This window comes from Xanthomonas hortorum (assembly GCF_040279205.1).
Taxonomy (GTDB): domain Bacteria; phylum Pseudomonadota; class Gammaproteobacteria; order Xanthomonadales; family Xanthomonadaceae; genus Xanthomonas; species Xanthomonas hortorum_F.
In genome coordinates this window covers 41428-61661 of the sequence record NZ_JBEOLS010000023.1, presented here as the reverse complement: position 1 = coordinate 61661, position 20234 = coordinate 41428, and the positions used below count along the sequence as shown (strand labels likewise).

Below are 20234 nucleotides of genomic sequence, written 5' to 3'. Positions count from 1 at the left end.
CGGGTCGTGGATAGGACGCAGCGCGTTACGTTAGCGCGCTCAGCGTTGTAAGTCGTCGGCCAATGCATGTTGGTCGTGCACGGCAGTCACACGCAGGCGCAGGTCGCGTCCGTCTGGCGTGCGCCAGTCGATGCTCTGGCCGACCGACAGGCCAAGCAGCGCACTGCCAACCGGCGCGAGCACCGAAATGCGGCCGTGCTGTACATCTGCCTCGTGCGGATACACCAGGGTGAGCGTATGTCGTTCGCCATGCAGCTCATCTTCGCAGTCGATGCGGGAGTACATGGTGACGACATCGCCGGGAATCTGATCGGCTGGCACAACGCGTGCACGGCCCAGTTCGTCGCTCAGCGCAGTGGCGGCGGGATGCTTGTTGAACGCGGGCGAATCGAGCAATGCCTCGAGACGGGCGAGGTCATGGCTGGACACAAGAATGGACGGCGGCAAGCCGCTGTGGTGTTGCGAAGGCATGGCAATCTCCTGACGACGACGGCTCGCCAACACGGTGAGCGTCATCTACAAGATGAGGGCGCCGTTGGTCGATCGCAATGCATGACGAGATGGCGCAGTACATGGCGCTTGTTGAGTGAGGCGGGCGCGGTGTTGCGCGTTGCCTGCATTGGCCAGAGGCGCTGGCAAGCGCTGGCAATGCGGCAGCACGCAGCTGCAAGCGCGAGGATTGGAGTCTGTCGCTTGCCAATGACATAGATGCCGCCGTGTGTTTTGAGATGCCTCGCGCAGTAACCAACAGCTAAACAAAAAACGACGCTCGCGCGTCGCTTATGTTTGGTAGCAGATAAAAGACATTGCGCGAAGCAACCGCTACCGTAAAACGCTTTCCCGATTCCCAAATCCCAAATCCCAAATCCTCAGGCAGCGACCGCCTTGGGGCCGGTGGTCGGCTGGTCCAGGGCAAACAGGCTTTCAGGCAATTCCTTGAACAGCTGCGACAGTTGCTCCAAAAACGCGGTCATCGCCGAGCTGCGGCGCCAGACCATTGCGATACGCCGGCTGGGCTGCTTGTCTTCGCGGAAGCGGATCAGGCGGATGTTTTCCGAACGTGCCACCGGCGGTTTGACTGCCAGCAGCGGCAACAAGGTGACGCCCACATTGGCGGCCACCATCTGGCGCAGGGTTTCCAGGCTGGTGGCCTGGAACTCGGATTTTTCCAACGCGCCGGCCAGATGGCACACGTCCAGGGCCTGTTCGCGCAGGCAATGGCCATCTTCCAGCAACAACAGGCGCTGCTCGGACAAGTCGTCCAGCGTCATGCTGTCGTGACGCGTCAGCGGATGGCCTTCCGGCACCGCCAGCACGAAGGGTTCTTCGAACAGGAATTCTGCGTGCAGCTGATCGTCCTGCACTGGCAGTGCGAGTAGCGCGGCATCCAGGCGCCCTTCGCGCAACTGATGGATGAGCTGGTCGCTTTTTTCTTCGATCAGCAGCAGTTCCAGGCGTGGAAAACGCTGGCGAATGCCCGGCACCACATGCGGCAACAGATACGGTGCAAGCGTGGGAAAAATGCCCAGCCGCACGGTACCCGCTTCCGGGTCCTGACTACGTCGTGCGGCTTCCTTCATCTGTTCCACTTCGGCCACGATGCTGCGTGCGCGCACCGCGGCTTCGCGGCCGGCAGGCGTCAACATCACCTTCCGCGGCGCGCGCTCCACCAACGAGACGCCGAGTTCGTCTTCGAGTTTCTTGATCTGGGTGGACAGGGTTGGCTGACTGACGAAACACGCCGTTGCAGCACGACCAAAATGCTTGTGGTCGGCCAGGGCTACCAGATACTTCAGGTCACGCAGATTCATGTGCAGCAGCCCTTGTTGCGTTGACGGGAAACGACGTGAGCACTTGGCGAGCTTAGCGCCCGGCGGTGCCGGGCGCTGTGTTGTGCGGCGGTTATGCGGCCTCAGCCACAACCTCGGCGCTGACCGGTGCACTGGAGCGGATCAGGTAATCGAACGCGCTCAGTGCAGCCTTGGAACCTTCGCCCATCGCGATCACGATCTGCTTGTACGGCACCGTGGTGGCGTCGCCGGCAGCGAACACGCCGGGGAGATTGGTCTGGCCACGGTCGTCGACGATGATCTCGCCGCGCGGCGACAACGCCACCGAACCCTTGAGGAACTCGGTATTAGGCAGCAAGCCGATCTGTACGAACACGCCTTCCAGATCGACATGCTGGATGTCGCCGCCGGTACGGTCCTTGTAGACCAGGCCGGTGACCTTCTGACCATCGCCCAGCACTTCGGTGGTCTGCGCGCTGGTGATGATGCGCACGTTGTGCAGGCTGCGCAGCTTGCGTTGCAGCACTTCGTCGGCGCGCAGCTTGTCGTCGTATTCCACCAGCGTGACATGCGCCACGATGCCGGCCAGGTCGATCGCCGCTTCAACGCCCGAATTGCCGCCACCGATCACCGCCACGCGCTTGCCCTTGAACAACGGGCCATCACAATGCGGGCAATAGGCCACGCCCTTGTTCTTGTACTGATCTTCGCCCGGCACGTTCATCTGCCTCCAGCGAGCGCCGGTGGACAGGATCACGGTCTTGCTCTTGAGCGAGGCGCCATTGGCCAGCTTGATTTCGATCAGGCCATCGGCACCGGCCGGAATCACCTGCTCGGCACGCTGCAGATTCATGATGTCCACATCGTACTGGCGCACGTGCTGCTCGAGCGCGGCGGCCATTTTCGGGCCTTCGGTTTCCGGAACCGAGATGAAGTTTTCGATCGACATGGTGTCCAGCACCTGGCCACCGAAACGCTCGGCGGCCACGCCGGTGCGGATGCCCTTGCGTGCGGCATACACCGCCGCTGCCGAACCGGCCGGGCCACCGCCGATCACCAGCACGTCGAAGGCGTCCTTGGCCGCAATCTTGACCGCGTCGCGCTTTGCAGCGTTGGTGTCGAGCTTGGCGACGATCTGCTCCAGCGTCATGCGGCCCTGGTCGAACAATTCGCCGTTCAAGTAGACGGTGGGCACCGACATGATCTGGCGGGTTTCGACTTCTTCCTGGAACAGCGAGCCGTCGATGGCAACGTGCTTGATGCGCGGGTTGAGCACGGCGGCAAGATTCAGCGCCTGCACCACGTCCGGGCAGTTCTGGCACGACAGCGAGAAGTAGGTTTCGAACTGGTAATCGCCATCCAGGTGCTGCACCTGCTCGATCAGCTCGGCGGTGGCCTTGGAGGGGTGACCGCCGACCTGCAGCAGCGCCAGCACCAGCGAGGTGAACTCGTGGCCCATTGGCAGGCCGGCGAAGCGCAGCGAGATGTCCTGGCCGGGCGTGGTCAGCGCGAACGAAGGCTTGCGCTGGTTGTCGTCGCGGTGGATGTCCAGGCTGATCTTGTCCGACAGCAGCACCAGATCTTCGAGCAGGTCGAGCATCTCGCGCGAGCCGGCGCTCTCGTCGATCGAGGCATTGATCTGAATCGGCCGCGTGACCCGTTCCAGGTAGGCGGTCAGCTGGGTCTTGAGGTTGGCATCCAACATGGAAAACTCCTGGGAATGGGCAAGGGGAGGGCGTGGCGTCGCTGCGATGAGGCAGGTCGCCGGGGAGGAGGGGATGAACCGCAGCCGGCGCAATGCTCGGGAATGCGTGCTGGCGATGGCTGGCGGGCAGCCCGGCACCGGCTCCGGTTCACCCCCGGCCCAGTGCTGGGCCGGAGATGTCCCTTCGGCCTGGCGACAGGCCGAAGGGATGCGTCGACTTAGATCTTGCCGACCAGGTCCAGCGACGGAGCCAGGGTCTTGGCGCCTTCCTTCCACTTGGCCGGGCAGACCTGGCCAGGGTTGTTGGCGACGAACTGGGCAGCGGTCAGCTTGCGCAGCGTCTCGGTGACGTCGCGGGCGATCGAGTTGTCGTGGATTTCCAGCGTCTTGATCACGCCTTCCGGGTTGATGATGAAGGTGCCGCGCAGGGCCAGGCCTTCTTCTTCGATGTGCACGCCGAAGGCGCGGGTCAGCTGGTGGGTCGGGTCGCCGATCAGCGGGAACTGCGACTTGCCGACGGCCGGCGAGGTCTCGTGCCACACCTTGTGCGAGAAGTGCGTGTCGGTGGTGACGATGTACACCTCGGCGCCGGCCTTCTGAAACGCGGGATAGTTGTCGGCGGCGTCTTCCACTTCGGTCGGGCAATTGAAGGTGAAGGCGGCCGGCATGAAGATCAGCACCGACCACTTGCCCTTCAGGCTGGCTTCGGTGACTTCGATGAAATTGCCGTTGTGGTACGCATTCGCCTTGAACGGCTTGACCTGGGTGTTGATGAGAGACATTGAGTTTCCTCGAGCGATGAAAGGGGGCGGGGGATGGAACAGTCGCCATGGTAGGTAGGATCGATAGATTTCTCAAATCGATTAATGGGATTGCATAGATAGCCTGAGGCTATCGACGTTGCAGGCTGTCTCTGCCGCTGCAGGGGGCCATTCCATCTCCGATAATGGTCAGCTGATGTTTCGCAGGAGTGAATGATCCGTATGAGCGACGACCCAGCCGGCCTTGCTGCCGACCAGCTGCTGCGGCGGGCAGCCGAGCGGATCGAGCGCAGCGATGCCGAACCGTTGCTGCTGCATGCGCTGGGGCGCGACCGCGCCTGGTTGTTTGTGCATGGCCGCGATCCGGTTGCGGATGCTGTCGCCCAGGCGTTCGAGGCGTTGGTGCAGCGGCGTCAGGCCGGCGAACCGGTCGCGTATCTGACTGGCACGCGTGGATTCTGGACGCTGGATCTGGCGGTCTCGACTGCCACGCTCATCCCGCGCGCCGATACCGAAGCGCTGGTCGAACTCGCCCTTGAGCGCCTCGACAACATGCCAGGCCGCTGCGCCGCCGATCTGGGCACCGGGAGCGGCGCGATCGCGCTGGCCATCGCCAGTGAGCGGCCACACGCCCAGGTGATCGCCACCGATGCCAGTGCCGCAGCGCTTGCTATCGCCCAGCAAAACGTCAGCCGTCATCAGCTACGCAACGTCGAATGCCGGCTGGGTCACTGGTTTGCACCGCTGGGGGGCCAGCGCTTCGATCTGATCGCCAGCAACCCGCCGTATATCGCCGCGCACGATCCGCATCTGAGTGAAGGCGATCTACGCCACGAGCCGGCCAGCGCGCTCGCCTCCGGCCCCGATGGCCTGGACGACATCCGGCTGATCGTCGCCGATGCGCCCATGCATCTGTTGCCGGGCGGATGGCTGCTGCTCGAGCACGGCTGGGACCAGGGCGCGGCGGTGGCCGGGCTGCTGCAGGTGCGTGGTTTCGATGCGGTGGCCACGCATCAGGACCTGGAGCAGCGTGACCGGGTGACGTCGGGGCGCTGGTCGCACGCTGCGGGCTAAGCGTGCGCCCAGTGCTTTGCGCGTGTCGTCGGTTGGCCGTGGGTACGCGCTGGCTGCCGATACACTAGCGGTTTCCCGCAGGACCGACGCATGCGCACGCTCTATCCCGAGATCACGCCGTACGACCACGGCACCCTCCAGGTCGACGACCGCCACACGCTGTATTTCGAGCAGTGCGGCAACCCGCAGGGCAAGCCGGTGGTGATGCTGCACGGCGGCCCCGGCGGCGGCTGCAACACCAAGATGCGGCGCTTTCACGACCCGGCCAAGTACCGCATCGTGCTGTTCGATCAGCGCGGGGCGGGCCGCTCGACCCCGCATGCCGATCTGGTCGACAACACCACCTGGGATCTGGTCGCCGATATCGAGCGCTTGCGCGAACACCTGGGCATTGCGCGCTGGCAGGTGTTCGGCGGCAGTTGGGGCTCGACGCTGGCGCTGGCCTACGCGCAGACCCACCCGCAGCAGGTCACCGAGCTGGTGTTGCGCGGCATCTTTCTGCTGCGCCGTTTCGAGCTGGAATGGTTTTATCAGCAAGGTGCCAGCCGGCTGTTTCCGGATGCCTGGGAGCATTACGTCAATGCGATTCCGCCCGTGGAACGCGCCGATCTGATGTCCGCTTTTCATCGCCGCCTCACCAGCGACGACGAAGCCACGCGCCTGGCCGCAGCCAAGGCGTGGAGCGTGTGGGAAGGCGCCACCAGCTTCCTGCATGTGGACGAGGATTTTGTCACGGGGCATGAGGACGCGCATTTCGCACTGGCGTTTGCGCGCATCGAGAACCACTACTTCGTCAATGGCGGTTTCTTCGAGGTCGAAGATCAGCTGCTGCGCGACGCGCAGCGTATCGCCGATATCCCCGGCGTGATCGTGCACGGCCGCTACGACGTGGTGTGCCCGCTGCAAAGCGCCTGGGATCTGCATAAGGTGTGGCCGAAGTCGACACTGCAGATCAGCCCGGCATCCGGCCATTCGGGCTTCGAGCCGGAAAATGTCGATGCGCTGGTGCGTGCGACTGACGGGTTTGCCTGAGCGACGACGTCAATCGTCGCCGAGGCTGCGCTTAACGCAATCAGCGCATGACCTGTAGGAGCGCGCTCGCGCGCGATGAGGCGTTACCGGTAAAACCTCGTCGCGCGCAAGCGCGCTCCTACAGTGATTGCCGGTTTTAACGCGGCAGTAGCGCATCCGCCAGTGGCGGCAGGATGCGCGCCAATCGATCTGCCCAAGCACGTTGCCCCGCCGCATCGGCGATCAAATCCTGGCGCAGTTCCAGCTCCACATGCAGCAGGCCGCGGCCTTCGCCGTAGACCGGAATCGCGTAGTCGCTGGTATCGCTGACCGCGTAGGGCTGGTTGTCGCCGACGACCAGATCCGGCTCGTTGCGCAAGGCTTGCAACAAGCGGTGTGCCAGCCGTGTGTCGCGGTGGTACAGCACACCCGCATGCCAGGGCCGTGCGTTGCCGGCCATCGCCGGGGTGAAGCTGTGCATCGACACGAGCAGCGTAGGCTGACCGCGCGCCTGGCGTGCATCGAGTTCTGCAGCGATACGCGCGTGGTATGGCGCGAAGATCTCGTCGATGCGTTGCCGCCGCGCGTCGGCCGATAGCTGCAGATTGCCGGGAATCGATGTGCCGTCGCTGACCTCGGGCATCAGCGTGGCCGAACCATGCGGGCGATTGCAGTCGATCACCAGCCGCGAATAGGTCTGGGCAACGGCGAACGCATCCAGCGCATCGGCCAACAAACGGGTGACTTCGGCAATGCCGATATCCCAGCCGATATGGCGGTCCAGTTCATGCTGCGGCAACCCCAGGTTGGCCAGCCGCGCCGGCACGCGCTGACCGGCATGATCGGCGATCAGCAACCACGGCGATGCCGCGTGCGCGTTGAACACAGTGAACGTTGCGGGATCGTCGGCGCCCAGCAAGCGAGCAGGGGTGACTTCAGTCGTTGCTTCAACCACGCGGGGTGCCGTCCAGTGCGTGATCGACCAGATACAGCCCGGCCCACAACTTTGGATCCATCTGGTAGCCCTCGGCCATCTTCTGCACCAGCCAGGCGCCGACCTGTGCGCGCGGGATTTCGTGCACGGTGATGTCTTCGCTGGCATCGCCGCCGCCTTCGCCGACCTTGCGCAGGCCGGTGGCGCGCACGAAGGCGATCTTCTCGCTGCTGGCGCCGGCCGAGGTCGGGCCGATCATCAGCACTTCGGCGTGCTCGGCGGTCCAGCCGGTTTCCTCTTCCAGCTCGCGAATCGCCGACAGCTCGATCGACTCGTCGGCATGCACATCGCCGACTAGGCCAGCCGGCATTTCGATGGTGCGCGCCTGCAGCGGTACGCGGAATTGTTCGACGAACAGCATCGCATCGTCCGGCGTCACCGCCACGATGATCGCGGCCAGGCCGCCGGCATGCACGCGCTCGGAATATTCCCAGGTGCCGCGCACGACCATGCGCTGGTACTTGCCTTCGTAGACCACGGTGGGCGGGGTGTCGTGTCGGTTCATGGGTGCAGACCTTGTTCCAGGGAAACGGTGGGAAGCGCTGCGGGTGCGCCGGTGCACGCGGCCAGCAGCCGACGCCGGGTGAGCGGGCCGAAACGCAGGCTCTCGCACAAGCCGGTCAGCATGTCCGCGTCGGCCTGCGCCCGCGTGAAACCTGTTGCGGTCAGCGCCAACGGCGCATCGAGCGCAATGGTGCTGAGCTGGCGCCACAGCAAGGCATGTTCGCGTTGTTCGCGCAGCCGTACCGCCATTTGCGCGGCGCCACGCAGGCGCAAAAATGGGAGTTCGTCCACGCGCTCCAGCAAGGCATCCAGACTGCCGAAATGTGCCAGCAATATTGCGGCGGACTTGGCGCCGATGCCGGTCACACCCGGAATGTTGTCGATGGCATCGCCGCACAGCGCCAGATAATCGGCGATCTGGTGCGCATGCACGCCATAACGGGCCTTGACGCCGTGCATGTCCCAGCGTTTGTTGCGTGCGTAATCCCATTGTTCGTCGTGTTCGAACAACAGCTGCGACAGATCCTTGTCGGCCGAGACGATCACCCCGCGCAAGCCCTGCGCACGCGCGTTGTGTAAGGCGCTGCCGATCAGATCGTCGGCTTCGTAGTCGCGGTGGGCCAGCACGCTCAAGCCCAATGCCGCGCACAGCGCCTTGCAATGCGCGAACTGGCGCCGCAGCGCGTCCGGTGCCGGGGTGCGATTGCCCTTGTAGGCGGGGTACAGCGCATGGCGAAAACAACTGTCCAGCGCTTCGTCGAAGGCGATGGTGATGTGCGCGGGGTCTTCGCGTTCGAGCAGGTCGAGCAGAAAACGCGCGAAGCCGTGCACTGCATTGGTCGGCCAGCCCTGCGCATCCTGGAATTCGTCCGGGATGGAATGCCAGGCGCGGAACACGTACAGGCTGGCGTCGACCAGATACAGCGGGGTCGGGCGCGCGCTGGTGGGCGGCGCGCCGTCGATCGTGGTGGTGTACGAGGTCACGGCGTCCAGTCGCGCAGCAACGCACGCGGATCCGGGCGCTCGCGTTCGGGGACCTGCATGCGTGGCGTGCCGACGTGGATGAAGCCGGCGATCCGCTCGTTTTCTTCCAGGCCCAGATAGCCGGTCACTGCCGGGTCGTAGGCCATCCATGCGCTCAGCCACTGCGCGCCGAAACCGTGCGCCTGCGCCGCCTGTAACAGTGCAAAGCACACGCAGCCGGCGGTCAGCAATTGTTCCTGTTCGGGCACCTTGTGTTCGGGGCGCAGCGAAGCGATCACCACGATCGCCAATGGCGCATCGTTGAAGCGCCCGCGTTCTTTCGCGATCGCCGCAGCCGATGCCAGCGGGTCGGCTGCCTGGGTGCGTTCGGCCAGGAAATCGCCCAGTGCCTGGCGCGCGTCGCCGCTGATGCGCAGGAAGCGGAACGGCACCAGCTTGCCGTGATCGGGCACGCGCACCGCCGAGGTGAGCATGCGCAGCAGGGTGTCTTCATCCGGCCCGGGCTCGCCGAGCTGTTTGGAGGGGACCGAACGGCGCGCGTCCAGCGCCTTAAGCGAATAGGGTGCGTGCATAGTTCCGGATCGAGGCAGCGAAACGGCAATTATAGACGGGCCCTTCCCAACGCCCGCCGCATCGTGCCCGGCCAGGCACCTGCAGGTGCAACCGGGCCAGGGCCGACGGCGTGGGCGAGCTTGCCAAGCGCAAGGCTTAACCCTCGCCAGCGTATAAAGGGCTTGGCAAGCGCCACAGCGGCGCTGCAAGCTACGATGTTCACTTGACACGCAAACCATGGGCGGTCACGAATAAAGTGAGAGATTCATCACATTTAATGGATGAGCGAAACGCCTACCATGCAATAGCGGAATTTGGGGCCGCGTCCGTTTTTTCTTGTTTGAATATTTTCACGCCTGCAGGGGCGGGGAGCCTTTGCGCATGACTTTTCAGCCCAGTCCGTCGGGACACCCGGGCCGTGACCAACGCTTGCTTGAACAGGCGCATGCCGCGTTCGTGCCGGCAATTGCGCAGGTATTTGCCGCTGCAGTCGCACATTTCGACGATGTGCTGTTCGATCGCGCCGAATCTGCGGGCACCTCGCAGTTGCTGTTTCTCGATGGCATGCGCGAGCTGCGTCGCAAACGCGACGACGTGGCCGACCGCTTCCGCCAACAGCTCGAAGACGGCTGGCAGGCGTTGGTACTGGGCATGCCGCTGTCGGCCGAAGTGGTGCTGGCTGGCGAAATCGGCGCCGGCCCGCTGAGCCTGGTGCCCGAACATGTGCTGGAATCGCGGCTGGCAGTGCGCAATCTGGCCACCGTGCTGCTGCGCGACTTCAAACAGGTCCTGGCGCGGGTGGACCGCCGCCTGGGCTGGATCGCCGGCGGCCTGGAACTGGTGGCCGATACCAACCCGATCGGCCCGGAACACCTGGGCGTGGCCATCCACGAAGCCTTCGCCATCTGCGACTTGGCGCCGGAAGTGCGCCTGGTGCTGATCAAGCTCTGCGAGCGCGACCTGGCCGAGCCGATCGGCAAGTTGTACGCGCGCCTGGACGAAACCCTGCTCAAGGCCGGCGTCATGCCGGAAATGTCGCCACCCAAGCGTCAGTCGCCCCGCGCGCAGCCGCGCGGCGAGACGCCCGAAGAGCGCGCGCGGCCCGATGGCCAGGGGCAGGGCGCGGCTGCCGAGATGGGCGGCGACGATCAGAACGACCAATACGCGCCGGCCTGGGCCAACCGTTTTCTGGACCGCTGGGCGCATAGCCGTGGCCGCATGCAGGCTGCCACCCAGCGCGGTCATACCGATGGCGGCGGCAACGCAGGTGGGATGGACGGCGACGGCGATCATCCCGGTGGTAGCCAGGGCATGTTGCTTGAAGCGCTGCACGAACTGCTGCAGCAGACCCGTAGCGTGCGCGACAGCGCCGCGTCTGCGGCAACGGTGGCGGTGGGCCAGCAACGCCCCCTGAGCCAGCGCGAAATGATGTCGGTGCTGTCGCTGCTGCAGGCCACGCCGAGCGGGACGCTGGGCGCGTCCATGGGCGATGACAACGAATCGCTGGCGCAGCGATTGAAGAACGAAGTGCTGTCCAGCGCCACGCGGCTGGGCGTGGACCCGGCCACCGCAAAACTCGACCCGATGGACGAAGATGCGATCGATCTGGTCGGCATGCTGTTCGATGTGATGCTGGACGAGCGCGATCTGGAAAATCGCTCGCGCGAGATGATCGGCCGGCTGGTGGTGCCGTTCGTCAAGGTCGCGCTGCTGGATCGCAAGATGTTCGTGCAGAAGACCCATCCCGCGCGGCGCCTGCTCAACTCGCTGGCCGAGGCCTGCGAAGGCAATACCGGCGACAGCGCGGCCGAACGCGTGCTGATGGGCAAGGTCGAGGAAATCGTCGACCGCCTGGTCGCCGAATTCAACGAGAACCTGGCGATCTTTCAGACCCTGGAAGAAGAATTCCGCGACTTCCTGTCGCAGCACCGGCGCCGGGTGGAGATCGCCGAGCGTCGTGCCACCGAAACCCAGCGTGGCCAGGAGAAACTCGAACTGGCACGCAGCCGCGCGTTGTTCGAACTGGAGCAACGCGTGCTGGCCGGCGCGCCATTGCCCAAGGCAGTGGAAGATTTCCTGCGCCAGCCCTGGCTGCATCATCTGACCATGGCGATCCTGCGCGACGGCGACGAGGGTCCCGGCACCGTCGAAGCGCTGGCGCTGGCCGATGGCGTGCTGGAAGAGCTGGCCGAGGCGCGTCGCCATATCGTCGGCAAGCCGTGGCTGCAGGTCTGGCAGCCGGCGCTGTATCGCGTGTTTGCCAGCATCGGCCTGCATGGCGATGCGGTGGTGGTGGCGATCAGTGCGCTGCACGACACCTTGCAGGCGATCGCCGAAGCGCGCCCTGAGCTGGAAAAGTCGCTGCCCGACTTGCCGCAGGTCAACCTGCCGCCGCCGGCCGCCGAGAGCATCAATGTGGTGCTGGGCGCCGAAGCGGTGGCGCAGAGCATCGACAGCGCCGACGCCACGCGTTTTCGCGCGATGGATATCGGCACCTGGCTGGACTTTGTCGACAAGGACGGCAAGGTGCAGGCCGGCAAGCTGTCCTGGGTGAGTCCGATCTCGCAACGCCTGCTGTTCGTCAACCGCCGCGGCGTGCGTTTTTGCGTCGCCTCGCCGGAAGAACTGGCGGTGATGGTGCGGCTGGGCCGCCTGCGCGAACACATCAACGACGGCGCCTTCGACAGCGCTATGCAGGGCGTGATCGACCGCCTGGATCCGCTGCATAACGGCACCGTGCACTGAGAGCCGCGATCAAGGCACCTGCGCGCGCCGCCAGGTGCGCGCGGCCATTACGCGATGCGGCAAGGCCGCCCGTACGCGGCGGTTCCAAGCGTTCCATCCGCATCCAGCTGGCGACCGATCGCCAGGTGGTTCAGTCAATTCAAACAGGCCGGCACGCTCGCGATGTGCGTGCCCTTGCGGTCTGGATCAGGGCGATGCCGGGCCGATGAACTGCAACGCCTGATCGATCACCGAAGCGTGGTCGACCATGCGGTTGTGGCCCAGTCCTTCGGTACTGACCAGTTGCGCGCCCGGCCAGAGCGCCGCAAAACGTGCGCCTTCTTCCCAGGGGGTTTCGCGGTCGCGGCGGTCGTGAATGATCAGCGCCGGGCGGTCACCGAAGTGCGGCAGGCGCGGCGTTGCGTCGAAATCGGCGAAGCGCTTCCCGGTCAGCTGATGCAACCAATTTTCAAACGGTGCGAACGTGCCGGGTGCGATGCCGAATGCGCGGAACTGGCGCTGCGCACTCTGCGCAGGTGCCAGCAGCGGGGCGATCAGGACATAGCGTGCCGGCCGCCACGCGGGGTCATCGGCAAAGACCGCCGCTGCCGCGCCCAGGGAATGGCCGATCAAGACAGCCGGGCGACCGTGGCGGCCGCCGATGTCGCGCAAAATCTGCACGAAATGCGGCATGTTGCTGATCCTTCCGCCGCTCAAGCCATGTGCGGCCTGATCGAACGCCACCACCGCATAGCCGAGCGCCCGCAGCTGCGGCACCCATGCCGCAAAGCGCAGCCCGTAACTGGCCCAGCCATGCGACAGCAGCACATACGGCTGCTGCGCCGGGTCGCCCCACCGGTAAACGGCAATGTCGACGCCATCGATGCGCAGATTCTGGCGATGCGCATCGGGCAACTGGGCGGCGAGTCCGGCGGCCTGCCGGCGCCCGGCCGCTGCCGGGGTCACGAAGCGGCGAGCCAGAAACCGACCGGTCGGGCCGGGGGCCAGCCGACTGGCGCTGGCCAGCACGCCGCGCAGCAGGCGCGCACGCAATTTGGCGATGGACGAGGACATGGCGAGATCCTTGGAGTGGGCGACGTCGTATCGGATCTTGTCGTCGACAAGATGTAGATGAGTCTGCCCAGTCCATCTTGTCAGCGTCAAGATGATCTGCTCCACTGAGGTCTCTGCAAACGAAGTTGCCCATGTCGCAATCATCCCTGCCTGCTGCGTATCACCATGGCGATCTGCCGGCTGCGTTGCGGCGCGCAGGGTGGGAGCTGTTGGGCGAGGCTGGTGCGCGCGGGTTGACCTTGCGCGAGTGCGCGCGCCGCGCCGGTGTCTCGCATGCCGCGCCGGCGCATCATTTCGGCTCGCTCGACGGGCTGCTGTCGGAACTGGCCGCCGATGGCTACGAGCGCATGCTCGATCAGATCCTCGCGACCCAGCAGGAACTGGCCGATCCGCTATTGGGATGCGGGCTGGGCTATATCCGCTTCGCCAGCGCGTTTCCGCAGCACTTCCGGCTGATGCTGGGGCTGGATCTGCGCTCGCGCAGCTTGCCCAGACTGTTGCATGCCAGTGAAGCGGCGATGGCCTGCCTGCGCGAGACGCTGCGGATGCAGTGGATCGCGCGGCACGGCAGCGCCCCGAGTGCGGAAGTGCTGGAGCAACGCACGCTGCTGGCCTGGAGCGCGGTGCATGGGTATGCCTCGCTGGCGATCGACCGCAAGCACGCCGGGCTGCTCGCATTTGCGCCCGAACAGGTGTTGGCCCCGCTGCTGCAAGCGGTGTTGATGCCCTGATTGCGCACGATGAGCGCTGTCATGCCCGGATCGCATCGTCGATCCGCTTTGCTGCCTGATACGTGAATCAGTTCGCACGACAGCACGCGGGATGGCCTGCGATATCGCTCAATCGTCAGCTGTCGCTCAATCGTCTACCGGCGGATGCTCGCGCAGCCAGGCGCTGCGTTCGGCCGGGCTCATCTTCTGCCAGCGTTGCTGCAGCGCGTTGCGTTCTTGCTGGTTGAGCGTGCGCATGCGTTCGAACAAGGCCTTGGCTTCGCGGCGCTGCTCGGGACTCATGTTGCGGAAACGGTCCATGCCGGCCTTGGCCTGCTTGCGCTGTTCAGGGGTCATGTCCAGCCAGCGGCGTGCGTGGCGATACATGCGCGGGCGCTCTTCGGGCACCTCGTTCCAGCGTTCGCGCAGCGCATCGATCAGCACCTGGCGCTGCTGCTGGGTCAGTTTTTCCCACTCGGGCATTGGCGTCTCCGCCTCGCGCGGTCCCGGACCACGCGGGCCGGGGCCATCGGAGGGTGGCGGCCCCGGCGGGCCCGGCGGAGGTGCCTGGGCCAACAGCGACGCGCAGGGCCCGGCGCACAGCAGCAGGGTCAATAGCAGGCGGGTGGTGCGGGTCATCGTGCTTATTCCATGGCCAAGGCGGTGTCGGACCCGAGCCAGACGTACAGGTCCGGGTTCTGGGTCAGCATGTCGTCGGTATCGGTGGTGGTGCTGGCGATCGCCTGGGTCCCAGCGGTGCCTGAGGGTGCCGATTCGCCCGGCCGCAGTTGCAGGCCGATGCCGATCGCCAGCAACCCCGAACACGCGGTCGCCAATAACCAGTAACCGCGACGGTTACGCGAGGGCGCAGTTGCGTGACGTGCCTGGCGCAGACGTGCAAGGGTCTGCGGCGGCAGGCTGGTGAGCGCGGCGGTGTGCAGTTGACGCAGCTGCGCGTCGAACCGGGCCGGATCGTGGGAGCGGTTCACAGGAAATCCTCGAACTGTTTTTGCAACGCGTCGCGCGCACGCGACAGGTGGGTTTTGACCGAGCCTTCGGAGCAGCCCATCGCCTTGGCGGTGGTGGCCACGTCCAGCTCTTCCAGCACGCGCAGCGTGAACGCTTCGCGCTGGCGCGCCGGCAGGCTGCGCAGGGCCTCGACCAGGCGCTGGTAGGCCTGTTGGTGTTGCTGTTGGTCGACCGGACCGGTGCCGGGGTCGGCCCAGTCGATGGTGCCTTCGTCGTCGGAACGTTCGGCCGGCGCCCAGAATTTCAGGCGGAAGGTGCGCCGCCGCTGCAGGTCGATGATGCGGCTACGCAGGATGCTCCAGAACAGCGGCGTCCATTCGGCGGCCGGGCGCTCGCGGTAACCAAGCAGCTTCACCATGGCGTCCTGCACCGCATCCAGCGCGTCTTCGCGGTGACGCAGGCCGGCCTCGGCAAAACGGAACGCACGCGGACCGATGCCGGCCAGAAAGGCGTCCAGCGACACGGGCGCAGTGACGGCCGGTGGAGAGAGCTGCGGATCGAAAGGGGTTCCCACCAGCACAGCGTAGCTTCCGCAGAGACGATACAACGTCAACGGGCGAGGGTGGATTCGGTTGACACGCCTGCGCGCTGTCGCCGCGCGGATGGGCGGCCGTGCGCACGCCGTGCTCCAGACGATGCGCAGAGGCGATCAGCCGTGTGCTTTCTTTCACCGGCGGTGGCGGCACGGGCGGAGATCGGCCACCTCGTCGCCGCTGGCGAGCGCTGCCGTCGATCCGGCAGTCAAGACCAACTGATCTCAGCTGCTCAGCGCGCCGCCCACCAGCCCAGCACCAGCGCCGCAAGATAACAGGCCAGGTCGAAACCGCTATTGGCCAGCTGCAACAAGGTCCAGGCCAGGCCGGCGCCCATCTTCTGTGCCGAGGTCCACGGGTCCAGTCCCAGCGAGCCGCCAAGCTGTGCGGACGCAATGCCCCAGTTGGCACCGACGATCACCAGAACCGTGGCCACCAAGGTGACGCCGATGCGCACACTGCCGGCGCGCAACGTGCCCAGGCGCAGCATCCAGGCCACTTCCAGCGCGACCAGCAGCGCCATCCAGCCGGCCTGATGACCAAGCGCAAGGGCGATGAGCATCCAGGCGATGAGGGCGGTGACGCATCCCAGCAGCAGGAGCGGGGGCCAGAGCCAGTGGGCGGTTCTGGCGGACGCGGTGGTGGGCGGCATTGGAGCTCCTGACAGTGCGCACATGATAGAGCGCGTGGCGCGTTTTGCGCTGCACTGCCGGTGTGAGCCACGGTGGCTGCAGATGACTGTGTTTCAGATGGAATGCAGCGTCGGCGGCACGACCGGCAGCGGTATCGCCGTGGTCGGCTAGAATGGCCGACTTGCGCGCATCCGCCGCGGCCCCATATCCAGCCCATGTATTCCCGTAGCAGCGAACCCGTCCAGTTCGAACGCGATTGCGATGCCGTCATGGTGCCGCAGGGCGATTCGGTGACCCTGCCCGCAGGCAGTTACGGCTATATCACCCAGGCGCTGGGCGGCAGCTATACCGTCTTTGTCGAAGGCAATCTGTTTCGCATTGCCGGCAAGGATGGCGATGCGATCGGCAAGGAGGCCCCGCCGGGGCTGGAATTGCCCGCCAACGCCAGCGATGAAGAGGTGGAAGCGCTGGTGTGGCAGCAGCTGCGCACCTGCTTCGACCCGGAAATTCCGTTCAATATCGTCGATCTGGGCCTGGTCTACGAGGCGGTGATCAGCCATCGCGAAGAGGACGATCAGCGCCGGGTGGACGTCAAGATGACCCTTACCGCGCCCGGTTGCGGCATGGGCGAGATCCTGGTCGACGACGTGCGTAGCAAGGTCGAGATGATTCCGACCATCGCCGAGGCCGATGTCGAGCTGGTCTTCGACCCGCCGTGGGGCCGGCATATGATGTCCGAAGCGGCCCGTCTCGAGACCGGCATGCTCTGATCGTCAGGCGCCATGTCGAGCATATGGCGCGTCCTTTCGTCCGCCATACAGGAAACTTCCGGTGTCCGTGTCCTTCGCTTCCACCCGTTCCCCGTCGCCGCGCAGTGCCGACGAGCTGTCCGTGATCCTGGCCGCCCCCGGCTTCGGGCTGCACTTCACCGACCACATGGTCGCCATTTCCTGGACCAACGAGCTCGGTTGGCATGACGCGCAGGTGCGCGCGTATGGCCCGCTGCAGCTGGATCCGGCCGCCTCGGTGTTGCATTACGGCCAGGAAATCTTCGAAGGCATCAAGGCCTACCGGCATGCCGACGGCTCGATCTGGACCTTCCGCCCGCAGTCCAATGGCGAACGTCTGCAGCGCTCGGCGCGCCGGCTGGCGCTGCCGGAACTGCCGGTCGACCTGTTTGTCGAATCGCTGCGCCAGCTGGTGGCGGTGGATGCAAGCTGGGTCCCCTCGGCGCCGGAAACCAGCCTGTATTTCCGCCCGTTCATGATCGCCGATGAGGCCTTCCTGGGCGTGCGTGCGGCGCACAAGGCCTCGTACTACGTCATCGCAAGTCCCGCCGGCCCGTACTTCGCCAAGGGTGTGGCGCCGGTGTCGATCTGGTTGTCCACCGAGTACGCGCGTGCGGCCAAGGGCGGCACCGGTGCGGCCAAGTGCGGCGGCAACTACGCCGCCTCGCTGCTGCCGCAGCAGAAAGCCTATGCACAGGGCTGCTCGCAGGTGCTGTTCCTGGACCCGGTGGAAGGCAAATACATCGAAGAACTGGGTGGCATGAACGTGTTCCTGGTCTACAAGGACGGCACGTTGGTGACGCCGGAATTGTCCGGCAGCATCCTGGAAGGCATCACCCGCGACAGCATCCTGCAGCTGGCCCGCGACCGCGGCATGCAGGTGATCGAGCGTAAGGTCGCCATCGACGAATGGAAGCAGGGCGTAGCGTCGGGCGACATCACCGAAGTGTTTGCCTGCGGCACTGCGGCGGTGGTCACCCCGATCGGCGAGCTGAAGGGCGATGGCTTTGCGGTCGGCGATCTGTCCGCGCCGGCCGGCGAGGTGACCATGTCGCTGCGCCAGGAACTGACCGATATCCAGTACGGGCGTGTCCCGGACCGCCATGGGTGGTTGATGCGTTTGTCGTAAGCCGACACATTTCGTCAAAAAGGGCCCCCGCATGTCAGTGCGGGGGCCCTTTTTTGTTTGCGAGGCAACAAAAAGGGAGGATTTCGACAGGAATTGGGTCGAATTCAGCATGAATTACCTGTGATTAATGTCACAGAAACGTAATTTTATTTATAAAATTACCAATTGTGTATTTTCCAGTTCGGTTTAGTTGGTATAGGTTCGCTGAACGGATCGATAACAGGGGGGCGATCCGGGACTCCGGATCTTCGCCAAGGCGGCGTTTCCGGAAACACCGCTTCGGCGGTTCTCTTGACTGGAAGGGAATTCAATGATCAACGAGACGTTTCGTCTGCGTCACCATGCGCTCCTCATCCTGGGTGTGTCGGCACTCACCTCGCTGCTGCTGGCAACGCCGGCCTTTGCAGGCGAGGTTTACCTAGACGGCCTGGCCACCGCACAGACGCATCAGAAATTCATCGTGACTTACAAGGACGGCAGCAACGCGCTGGCCAGCCCCACCGCCTTGAGCACTTCGCTGCGAGACGCTGCACGCGCGGTTCCGGCCAAGGCCGGCAAGGCACTGGGCTTGAACTCGGTGCGCCGCCTGGCGCTGGGACCGGAGCTGGTCCAATCCACCCGCGCGCTGGACCGTCAGGAAGCAGAAACCCTGATGCGCCAGCTGGCCGCCGACCCCAACGTGCAGAGCGTGGAAGTCGACCAGATCCTGCATGCCACGCTGACCCCGAACGACACCCGCCTGTCCGAGCAGTGGGGCTTCGGCACCACCAACGCCGGCCTCAACATCCGCCCGGCCTGGGACAAGGCCACCGGCACCGGCGTGGTGGTGGCGGTGATCGATACCGGCATCACCACCCATGCCGACCTCAACGCCAACATCCTGCCCGGCTACGACTTCGTCAGCGACGCCACCGCCGCGCGTGACGGCAATGGCCGCGACAGCAACCCGGCCGACGAAGGCGACTGGTATGCCGCCAACGAGTGCGGCACCGGCATTCCGGCCTCCAATTCCAGCTGGCATGGCACCCATGTGGCCGGCACGGTTGCGGCAGTGACCAACAACAGCACCGGCGTGGCCGGTACCGCCTACAACGCCAAAGTCGTGCCGGTGCGGGTGCTGGCCAAGTGCGGTGGCTCGTTGTCGGATATCTCCGACGGCATCGTCTGGGCCTCGGGCGGCACGGTCAGCGGCGTACCCGCCAACGCCAATCCGGCCGAAGTGATCAACATGTCGCTCGGCGGCGGCGGCGCCTGTTCGTCCACCCTGCAGAACGCGATCAACGGCGCGGTCTCGCGCGGCACCACTGTGGTGGTGGCGGCCGGCAACAGTTCGGCCAACGTCTCCGGCTCGCTGCCGGCCAACTGCGCCAACGTGATCGCGGTGGCAGCCACGACCTCGGCCGGTGCCAAGGCCAGCTTCTCCAACTTCGGTACCGGCATCGATGTGTCGGGGCCGGGTCAGGCGATCCTGTCCACGCTCAATAGCGGTACCACCACCCCGGGCAGTGCCAGCTACGCCTCTTATAACGGCACCTCGATGGCGGCCCCGCACGTGGCCGGCGTGGTCGCGCTGGTGCAGTCGGTCGCACCGACTGCGTTGACGCCTGCGGCGGTGGAAACCTTGCTGAAGAACACCGCACGCGCGCTGCCTGGCGCTTGCTCGGGCGGTTGCGGTGCCGGCATCGTCAATGCCGATGCCGCAGTGACGGCAGCCATCAGTGGCAGCAACGGTGGTGGCGGTGGCGGAACCGGCAACACGCTGACCAACGGCACCCCGGTCACCGGCCTGGGCGCTTCCACCGGCGCGGAGCTCAACTACACCATCGCGGTTCCGGCCGGCAGCGGCACGCTGACCGTGGCGATCAGCGGCGGCAGCGGCGATGCGGACCTGTACGTGCGTGCCGGCAGTGCACCGACCGACAGCACCTATACCTGCCGCCCGTACCGCAGCGGCAATGCCGAGACCTGCACCATCAGCGCGCCCTCGGGCACCTACTACGTGCGCGTCAAGGCTTACAGCACGTTCTCCGGTGTGACCCTGAGAGCCAGTTACTGAGGCCCGCGTCGGCACTGCCTGGCCGTTTCGGGCAGTGCCGGCCCGCCGCCCCGTAGCCGCGTTACCCCATCAGCGATGTATCGCCCACGTCTGCCATATCGGCAGGCGCAGGGAATGTGTTGCCGCTCGGCCGGAATGGACATCGGCCAATCGTCTCAGCGGGTGTAAGCGCCCGTGCAATTCC

General features: G+C 65.3%; 20 protein-coding genes. 7 read left to right on the top strand and 13 right to left on the bottom strand.

Annotated features, from left to right (window positions below):
* Positions 1-39: 39 nt before the first annotated feature.
* From rnk to ahpC, 4 genes are all read right to left on the bottom strand, one after another.
* Positions 40-471, bottom strand: coding sequence for a nucleoside diphosphate kinase regulator (gene rnk / locus ABS769_RS11370; protein ID WP_023902775.1), 432 nt, complete (start codon positions 469-471; stop codon positions 40-42).
* A 398-nt stretch (positions 472-869) separates the two neighbouring features.
* Positions 870-1811, bottom strand: a complete 942-nt coding sequence (locus ABS769_RS11365; protein ID WP_317061778.1) for a LysR substrate-binding domain-containing protein — start codon at positions 1809-1811, stop codon at positions 870-872.
* Between the two features lie 91 nt (positions 1812-1902).
* Positions 1903-3495, bottom strand: coding sequence for an alkyl hydroperoxide reductase subunit F (ahpF, locus tag ABS769_RS11360; protein ID WP_317061777.1), 1593 nt, complete (start codon positions 3493-3495; stop codon positions 1903-1905).
* 218 nt (positions 3496-3713) lie between these two features.
* Positions 3714-4277 carry an alkyl hydroperoxide reductase subunit C gene (ahpC, locus tag ABS769_RS11355; RefSeq protein ID WP_006451401.1) on the bottom strand — a complete coding sequence of 188 codons (564 nt, stop codon included), beginning with the start codon at positions 4275-4277 and terminating at the stop codon, positions 3714-3716.
* Positions 4278-4478: 201 nt separating this feature from the next.
* Here ahpC and prmC point away from each other — a divergent pair, with 201 nt between their 5' ends.
* Entirely contained in the window at positions 4479-5330 is an 852-nt protein-coding gene (prmC, locus tag ABS769_RS11350; protein ID WP_317061776.1) for a peptide chain release factor N(5)-glutamine methyltransferase, read from the top strand.
* Between the two features lie 90 nt (positions 5331-5420).
* On the top strand, positions 5421-6362 hold the full coding sequence (gene pip / locus ABS769_RS11345) for a prolyl aminopeptidase (RefSeq protein ID WP_317061775.1): 942 nt from the start codon (positions 5421-5423) through the stop codon (positions 6360-6362).
* A 136-nt stretch (positions 6363-6498) separates the two neighbouring features.
* On the opposite strand, the gene ABS769_RS11340 is transcribed toward pip, so the two are convergent.
* Genes ABS769_RS11340 through ABS769_RS11325 form a run of 4 tightly spaced genes read right to left on the bottom strand, consistent with a single transcriptional unit; the run spans position 6499 to position 9395 of the window.
* On the bottom strand, positions 6499-7296 hold the full coding sequence (locus tag ABS769_RS11340) for an N-formylglutamate amidohydrolase (RefSeq protein WP_317061774.1): 798 nt from the start codon (positions 7294-7296) through the stop codon (positions 6499-6501).
* Positions 7289-7840, bottom strand: coding sequence for an NUDIX hydrolase (locus ABS769_RS11335; protein ID WP_006451767.1), 552 nt, complete (start codon positions 7838-7840; stop codon positions 7289-7291). Before ABS769_RS11335 ends, ABS769_RS11340 begins: the two co-directional genes overlap by 8 nt.
* Positions 7837-8832 (bottom strand): 5'-3' exonuclease, encoded by a 996-nt coding sequence (locus ABS769_RS11330; RefSeq protein ID WP_317061784.1) that lies wholly within the window; start codon positions 8830-8832, stop codon positions 7837-7839. Before ABS769_RS11330 ends, ABS769_RS11335 begins: the two co-directional genes overlap by 4 nt.
* Entirely contained in the window at positions 8820-9395 is a 576-nt protein-coding gene (locus tag ABS769_RS11325; RefSeq protein ID WP_317061773.1) for a nitroreductase family protein, read from the bottom strand. The genes ABS769_RS11330 and ABS769_RS11325 overlap by 13 nt, the downstream gene beginning before the upstream one ends.
* Before the next feature lie 361 nt (positions 9396-9756).
* Here ABS769_RS11325 and ABS769_RS11320 point away from each other — a divergent pair, with 361 nt between their 5' ends.
* Positions 9757-12120, top strand: a complete 2364-nt coding sequence (locus ABS769_RS11320) for a DUF1631 domain-containing protein (RefSeq protein WP_317061772.1) — start codon at positions 9757-9759, stop codon at positions 12118-12120.
* 186 nt (positions 12121-12306) lie between these two features.
* On the opposite strand, the gene ABS769_RS11315 is transcribed toward ABS769_RS11320, so the two are convergent.
* A complete protein-coding gene (locus ABS769_RS11315; protein WP_317061771.1) occupies positions 12307-13173 on the bottom strand; it encodes an alpha/beta hydrolase in 867 nt (288 codons plus the stop codon).
* Between the two features lie 131 nt (positions 13174-13304).
* On the opposite strand from ABS769_RS11315, the gene ABS769_RS11310 reads away from it, so the two are divergent.
* Complete coding sequence (locus ABS769_RS11310) at positions 13305-13904, top strand: TetR/AcrR family transcriptional regulator (protein ID WP_317061770.1); 600 nt, start codon at positions 13305-13307, stop codon at positions 13902-13904.
* 126 nt (positions 13905-14030) lie between these two features.
* Here the strand turns inward: ABS769_RS11310 and ABS769_RS11305 are convergent, their stop codons facing one another.
* The 4 genes from ABS769_RS11305 to ABS769_RS11290 form a co-directional block, all read right to left on the bottom strand.
* Positions 14031-14522, bottom strand: coding sequence for a DUF3106 domain-containing protein (locus tag ABS769_RS11305; protein ID WP_205392313.1), 492 nt, complete (start codon positions 14520-14522; stop codon positions 14031-14033).
* A gap of 5 nt (positions 14523-14527) precedes the next feature.
* The gene (locus ABS769_RS11300; RefSeq protein WP_006451760.1) at positions 14528-14872 is read right to left on the bottom strand and encodes a hypothetical protein; all 345 of its coding nucleotides are present in this window, start codon (positions 14870-14872) and stop codon (positions 14528-14530) included.
* Positions 14869-15432, bottom strand: a complete 564-nt coding sequence (locus ABS769_RS11295) for an RNA polymerase sigma factor (protein WP_074058743.1) — start codon at positions 15430-15432, stop codon at positions 14869-14871. Before ABS769_RS11295 ends, ABS769_RS11300 begins: the two co-directional genes overlap by 4 nt.
* Before the next feature lie 245 nt (positions 15433-15677).
* Positions 15678-16097, bottom strand: coding sequence for a hypothetical protein (locus ABS769_RS11290; RefSeq protein ID WP_074056750.1), 420 nt, complete (start codon positions 16095-16097; stop codon positions 15678-15680).
* Between the two features lie 195 nt (positions 16098-16292).
* On the opposite strand from ABS769_RS11290, the gene sufT reads away from it, so the two are divergent.
* The 3 genes from sufT (at position 16293) to ABS769_RS11275 (ending at position 20050) form a co-directional block, all read left to right on the top strand.
* A complete protein-coding gene (gene sufT, locus ABS769_RS11285) occupies positions 16293-16847 on the top strand; it encodes a putative Fe-S cluster assembly protein SufT (protein WP_006451756.1) in 555 nt (184 codons plus the stop codon).
* Positions 16848-16908: 61 nt separating this feature from the next.
* Positions 16909-17994 carry a branched-chain amino acid aminotransferase gene (locus tag ABS769_RS11280; RefSeq protein ID WP_317061768.1) on the top strand — a complete coding sequence of 362 codons (1086 nt, stop codon included), beginning with the start codon at positions 16909-16911 and terminating at the stop codon, positions 17992-17994.
* A gap of 310 nt (positions 17995-18304) precedes the next feature.
* A complete protein-coding gene (locus ABS769_RS11275; RefSeq protein WP_317061766.1) occupies positions 18305-20050 on the top strand; it encodes a S8 family peptidase in 1746 nt (581 codons plus the stop codon).
* Positions 20051-20234 lie beyond the last annotated feature (184 nt).

Coding starts and splice junctions, on each gene's coding strand:
- rnk (WP_023902775.1), bottom strand. CDS start 471: ATGCCTTCGCAACACCACAGCGGCTTGCCGCCGTCCATTCTTGTGTCC.
- ABS769_RS11365 (WP_317061778.1), bottom strand. CDS start 1,811: ATGAATCTGCGTGACCTGAAGTATCTGGTAGCCCTGGCCGACCACAAG.
- ahpF (WP_317061777.1), bottom strand. CDS start 3,495: ATGTTGGATGCCAACCTCAAGACCCAGCTGACCGCCTACCTGGAACGG.
- ahpC (WP_006451401.1), bottom strand. CDS start 4,277: ATGTCTCTCATCAACACCCAGGTCAAGCCGTTCAAGGCGAATGCGTAC.
- prmC (WP_317061776.1), top strand. CDS start 4,479: ATGAGCGACGACCCAGCCGGCCTTGCTGCCGACCAGCTGCTGCGGCGG.
- pip (WP_317061775.1), top strand. CDS start 5,421: ATGCGCACGCTCTATCCCGAGATCACGCCGTACGACCACGGCACCCTC.
- ABS769_RS11335 (WP_006451767.1), bottom strand. CDS start 7,840: ATGAACCGACACGACACCCCGCCCACCGTGGTCTACGAAGGCAAGTAC.
- ABS769_RS11325 (WP_317061773.1), bottom strand. CDS start 9,395: ATGCACGCACCCTATTCGCTTAAGGCGCTGGACGCGCGCCGTTCGGTC.
- ABS769_RS11320 (WP_317061772.1), top strand. CDS start 9,757: ATGACTTTTCAGCCCAGTCCGTCGGGACACCCGGGCCGTGACCAACGC.
- ABS769_RS11315 (WP_317061771.1), bottom strand. CDS start 13,173: ATGTCCTCGTCCATCGCCAAATTGCGTGCGCGCCTGCTGCGCGGCGTG.
- ABS769_RS11310 (WP_317061770.1), top strand. CDS start 13,305: ATGTCGCAATCATCCCTGCCTGCTGCGTATCACCATGGCGATCTGCCG.
- ABS769_RS11305 (WP_205392313.1), bottom strand. CDS start 14,522: ATGACCCGCACCACCCGCCTGCTATTGACCCTGCTGCTGTGCGCCGGG.
- ABS769_RS11290 (WP_074056750.1), bottom strand. CDS start 16,097: ATGCCGCCCACCACCGCGTCCGCCAGAACCGCCCACTGGCTCTGGCCC.
- sufT (WP_006451756.1), top strand. CDS start 16,293: ATGTATTCCCGTAGCAGCGAACCCGTCCAGTTCGAACGCGATTGCGAT.
- ABS769_RS11275 (WP_317061766.1), top strand. CDS start 18,305: ATGATCAACGAGACGTTTCGTCTGCGTCACCATGCGCTCCTCATCCTG.